Here is a 4,664-nt window from a genome sequence, read left to right on the forward strand (position 1 = left end):
TGCATTGACCGGTTGAATCTACCATGGCTTTTTTTAAGTTCTCCACTCTGCAGTTCCCTGACCATGAGCGCATGATGGCGGCGCAGGATATTTACGCCGCCGTCGCCAATATCGAGCTGAAACCGGCGAAGGATTCAGTTCCGAACATCGAAACCATGATCCGCCTGTTGCCGGGGGTATCCATCGGCTGGGTGAAAACCTCTCCACTGATTGTCGACCGAAAAAAGAAGCACATTGCCGACGGTAATGATGACCTGGCGTTGCTGCTGAACCCGTTGGGCAATGCCTCGTGGGGAACCTCCATTGCCAATCAGGGGGATTCCATCTGGTCGCCGGGTATGGGCTGCATCAGCTATAACGATCTGCCCGGTACCATCAGCTTTCAGGGTCAGCAGACTTATATGCTGAACATTAATCTGTCTCGGGACATGTACGGGCCGTTAATAGCCAGACTCAAACATGGTCAGAGTCCGATCACAGATAAAGAAGTCTTTAATCATCTGAGCCGTTACGCGCTTGATCTTATGCGGGATGATCCGCAGGGCGAGGAGAACCCGCTGGAGCAGACCAATCAGATTGTCGATCTGATCGCTCTGGCCATTGGTGCACCGCGCGATTATACGGTTCATGCACGACAGAACGGCCTGAAACAGGCGCGTATGAAGGCGGTTAAAGCGGATATCAATCTGCACTATTTCCGTGGAGATATGTCCGTTGACTGGATCGCCCGTCGCCATGGTATTTCGCCAAGCTACGTCCGCGCTATGTTTGAACGTGAGGGCACCAGCTTCACCGATTACGTCCTCAATGTGCGGCTGAAGAAAGCGTTTGACTGTCTGTCTGACCCGTTACAGGCGAAACGGGCGGTGAACGACATTGCCTACAGCTCTGGATTTAATAACTCGACCTGGTTCTACCGTGCCTTTAAAAAGCACTTTGGCTTCTCGCCGGGCGAGGCGCGGGCAGGTTAAACACAGGCAAAGGACTGGCGATTGTGACAGATGGCTCGTAAACCACAGGCTGGGCGGCTTTCTCCTTAACCACAGGCCAGGCGGCCTTTGCCTTATCTACAGGCTTGAGTGGCCTCCACGTTATCTCTAGAATGGTGCGCTTTGTACACATACCAGGTTTTTTACTATGAGCGACAAGCCAGAACTCCCGAACCAGCTGTCTGTGAACCCTAAAAGCAAGTTCTACGCAGAAGAATACTTCGAGCATGAAATCGGTATCCGCCTGAATGGCAAAGAACGTAACGACGTTGAGGAATACTGCATCAGCGAAGGTTGGGTGAAAATCTCTTCGCCAGTAGCGAAAGACCGTTTTGGCCGTCCAATGCTGGTTAAACTGAAGGGCACGGTTGAGGCTTACTACAAGTAAGTTGTTCCTGCTTTCTCTTCTGACAATAAAAAACCGCCCACTTGTAAGAGTGGGCGGTTTTTTTATGTGTTCTGCTGAATCAGATTGCCTGAAGAGAATCGAGTAGGTCGGGAATGTCAGTGCTGATGATGTTCCAGAGAATGTCGTTATCGATACCAAGATAACCATGAATCAATTGGTTGCGTGTTGCGACCATCATCCGCCATGGAATATCTGGATACTGGCGGCGTACTTCGTCTGGGATATGTGTTGCAGCTTCACCGATTAATTCGATGTTTCGGATGGTTGCGTCGTAAGTCAGACTACTATGTTCAAATTCAGTCTGCGTCATATCGGCAGTGTAGCTGAGTACTTTTTCAGCGCAGGCGATCATATCGCTGATATAAAAACGCCACTCCCGCTCAGACATCAATTTTGTCCTTATTTACATAAGGTTTAAGTTCTTTTCTCAGGGCTTTTGCGGTGACAAGGTCTACAGCAGAACCCAGCTGATCTTCCAGATAAAACTGAACGCCAAAGAACTGTTTGGAGGTGGCAGGACCGTCGAAATCCACCAGAATATCCACATCACTGTTATCATCAGCAGAATCACGGGCCGTTGAGCCGAACAGAGACAGGGCTGAAAGGCCAAAGCGCTCCTGCAAGACAGGTTTGCATTGCGACAGGATCTGCAAAGCACGATCACGGTTCATGGTTGCTCCTGTTATTCTGATGATGGATTCTGTTGAAGTGTACCCCAAACCGGCCTGATAGCGTAACGAATGCACCTGAAGGCGAGTATCCGGGATTGAAACCTCAAGCAACACCAAAAGGTATTGCAGGAGACTTCACTCCCGGCGCGAGCGTTATTGAAGGAAAAGCGCTTGTTACAGCGCTTTCACTTTCTCAATCTGCTCTTTCAGTTTTACGATATCGCGGGCAAAGCCGGCGGCTTTTTCTTTCTCTTTAGCGATGACGGCTTCCGGAGCTTTATCGGTAAAGCCTGGGTTCGACAGCTTGTTCTCCACGCGCTGTTGTTCTTTTTCCTGTTTTTCGATGGCTTTGTTCAGGCGCGCAACTTCTGCGTCTTTATCAATAAAGCCAGCCATTGGAATCAGAATTTCCATATCGCCAACCAGCTGAGTCACCGACATCGGCTCTTCGTCGCCTTCGTTCAGCCAGGTCACTTTTTCCAGCTTCGCCAGCTTCATCAGGAAGGCCTGGTTATCGTCAGCGCGGCGGAAGTCTTCGTCGCCGCCGTTTTTCAGAATCATTTCCAGCTCTTTGCTTGGCGGAATGTTCTGCTCGCCGCGGATATTGCGCACCGCGGTGATTACGCCTTTCAGCCATTCGATATCGGCTTCGGCGTCGGCGTCGATCAGGGCTTCCTGAGGCTCAGGGTAGGCTGACAACATAATAGTGTCGCCTTCTTTACCCGCCAGGTCTTTTACCTGATGCCAGATGGATTCGGTAATAAACGGAATAATCGGATGCGCCAGACGCAGAGTGGCTTCCAGTACGCGTACCAGAGTGCCACGGGTGCCGCGTTTTTCTTCTTCGGTGGCGTTCTCATCCCACAGAACTGGTTTAGACAGTTCCAGGTACCAGTCGCAGTATTCGTTCCAGATAAACTCGTACAGTGCCTGTGCGGCCATATCAAAGCGATACTGATCCATGTGGCGGCGTACTTCGCTTTCTGCGTGTTGCAGGCGCGAGATAATCCAGCGGTCAGCCAATGACAGGGCAGCAGGCTCACCGTAGGCACCACAGGCAATCTTCATGTCTTCGGTAATGGCGATGTTGGTGTTGGCTGCTGCGGCTTTTTCAACGGCTTCTTCGCCTGCCACAGACAGCATCACATAACGTGAGGCGTTCCATAATTTATTACAGAAATTACGGTAGCCTTCCAGACGCTTCATATCCCAGTTAATGTCACGGCCGGTGCTGGCCATAGCAGCAAGGGTAAAGCGCAGGGCGTCAGTACCGTGGGGGGCGATACCTTCCGGGAATTCTTTCTGGGTACGTTTGCCGATTTTTTCGGCCAGCTGCGGCTGCATCATATTACCAGTACGTTTTTCCAGCAGGGCATCCAGAGAAATACCGTCGATCATATCCAGAGGATCGAGCACGTTACCTTTGGATTTCGACATCTTCTGGCCGACTTCGTCACGGATCAGGCCGGTAACGTAAACGGTTTTAAACGGAATTTGCGGCGTGCCATCTTCGTTTTTGATCATGTGCATGGTCATCATGATCATGCGTGCAACCCAGAAGAAAATAATATCGAAGCCGGTAATCAGCACGTCAGTCGGATGGAAATCCGCCATGCGTTTCGCCACTTCAGCGTCGTCGATATTTGGCCAGCCAAGGGTACCGAAGGTCCACAGACCGGAAGAGAACCAGGTATCGAGAACGTCTTCGTCCTGATTCAGTTCAACGTCATCGGCCAGATTGTTTTTCTTGCGGATTTCTTCTTCGCTGCGGCCAACGTACACGTTGCCTTCTTCGTCGTACCACGCAGGGATACGGTGACCCCACCACAGTTGACGGGAAATACACCAGTCCTGAATATCACGCATCCAGCTGAAGTACATGTTTTCATAGGATTTCGGCACAAACTGAATATCACCGTTTTCAACGGCTTCAATTGCTGGTTTGGCCAGAGTTTTCGCGTCAACGTACCATTGGTCAGTCAGCATAGGTTCGATAACCACGCCACCACGGTCGCCGTATGGAATCACCATGTCGTTTTCAACGATATCAACCAGCAGGCCGGCTTCTTCAAAATCGGCAACGATGGCTTTACGCGCAGCGAAGCGTTCCATACCGCGGTATTTTTCCGGAATAAAACCGGAGATTTCGTCGTTAACGCTGCCGTCGGTATTAAAGGTCTGAGCTTCATCGCGGATGTCGGCATTGAAGGTCAGAACGTTAATCATCGGCAGGCCGCAGCGCTGACCAACGGCATAGTCATTAAAGTCGTGAGCCGGGGTGATTTTTACGCAGCCGGTGCCAAATTCGAGGTCGACGTAGTCGTCGGCGATGATCGGGATCAGGCGGTTCACCAGCGGCAACATGATGTGGCGGCCGATGAGGTTCTTGTAGCGCTCGTCCTCGGGGTGCACCGCGACTGCGGCGTCGCCCAGCATGGTTTCCGGCCGGGTGGTCGCTACGACCAGGTAATCCTCGCCATCGGCTGTCTTGCAACCATCTGCCAGCGGATAGCGCAGGTGCCAGAGGTGACCTTTCTCATCATGGTTTTCGACTTCAAGATCGGAAATCGCGGTGTGCAGCTTCGGGTCCCAGTT

Annotated in this window: 5 protein-coding genes; 2 read left to right on the forward strand and 3 right to left on the reverse strand. The window is 51.5% G+C overall.

The genetic code is table 11. The annotated features are described in order from the left end of the window. Nucleotides 1–23: 23 nt before the first annotated feature. Both B2Z72_RS10465 and B2Z72_RS10470 read left to right on the forward strand, forming a co-directional pair. Entirely contained in the window at nt 24–971 is a 948-nt protein-coding gene (locus B2Z72_RS10465; RefSeq protein WP_296981942.1) for a helix-turn-helix transcriptional regulator, read from the forward strand. Nucleotides 972–1,137: 166 nt separating this feature from the next. Then, nucleotides 1,138–1,377, forward strand: a complete 240-nt coding sequence (locus B2Z72_RS10470; RefSeq protein ID WP_296981941.1) for a DUF3297 family protein — start codon at nt 1,138–1,140, stop codon at nt 1,375–1,377. Between the two features lie 79 nt (nt 1,378–1,456). Here the strand turns inward: B2Z72_RS10470 and B2Z72_RS10475 are convergent, their stop codons facing one another. The 3 genes from B2Z72_RS10475 to B2Z72_RS10485 form a co-directional block, all read right to left on the reverse strand. Beyond that, entirely contained in the window at nt 1,457–1,786 is a 330-nt protein-coding gene (locus tag B2Z72_RS10475) for a DUF86 domain-containing protein (protein ID WP_296981939.1), read from the reverse strand. Continuing rightward, nucleotides 1,779–2,069 (reverse strand): nucleotidyltransferase family protein, encoded by a 291-nt coding sequence (locus B2Z72_RS10480; RefSeq protein ID WP_296981937.1) that lies wholly within the window; start codon nt 2,067–2,069, stop codon nt 1,779–1,781. The genes B2Z72_RS10475 and B2Z72_RS10480 overlap by 8 nt, the downstream gene beginning before the upstream one ends. A gap of 174 nt (nt 2,070–2,243) precedes the next feature. After that, nucleotides 2,244–4,664, reverse strand: a 2,421-nt coding sequence (locus tag B2Z72_RS10485) for a valine--tRNA ligase (RefSeq protein WP_297004758.1), incomplete at its 5' end; no start/stop codon positions are given.

This window comes from Thalassolituus sp. UBA6592, from assembly GCF_002433655.1.
Taxonomy (GTDB): Bacteria; Pseudomonadota; Gammaproteobacteria; order Pseudomonadales; family Oceanobacteraceae; genus Venatoribacter.

What these genes read in the sequence shown, in the direction of transcription:
- B2Z72_RS10465 (WP_296981942.1), top strand. Translation starts at nt 24, where the DNA reads ATGGCTTTTTTTAAGTTCTCCACTCTGCAGTTCCCTGACCATGAGCGC.
- B2Z72_RS10470 (WP_296981941.1), top strand. Translation starts at nt 1,138, where the DNA reads ATGAGCGACAAGCCAGAACTCCCGAACCAGCTGTCTGTGAACCCTAAA.
- B2Z72_RS10475 (WP_296981939.1), bottom strand. Translation starts at nt 1,786, where the DNA reads ATGTCTGAGCGGGAGTGGCGTTTTTATATCAGCGATATGATCGCCTGC.
- B2Z72_RS10480 (WP_296981937.1), bottom strand. Translation starts at nt 2,069, where the DNA reads ATGAACCGTGATCGTGCTTTGCAGATCCTGTCGCAATGCAAACCTGTC.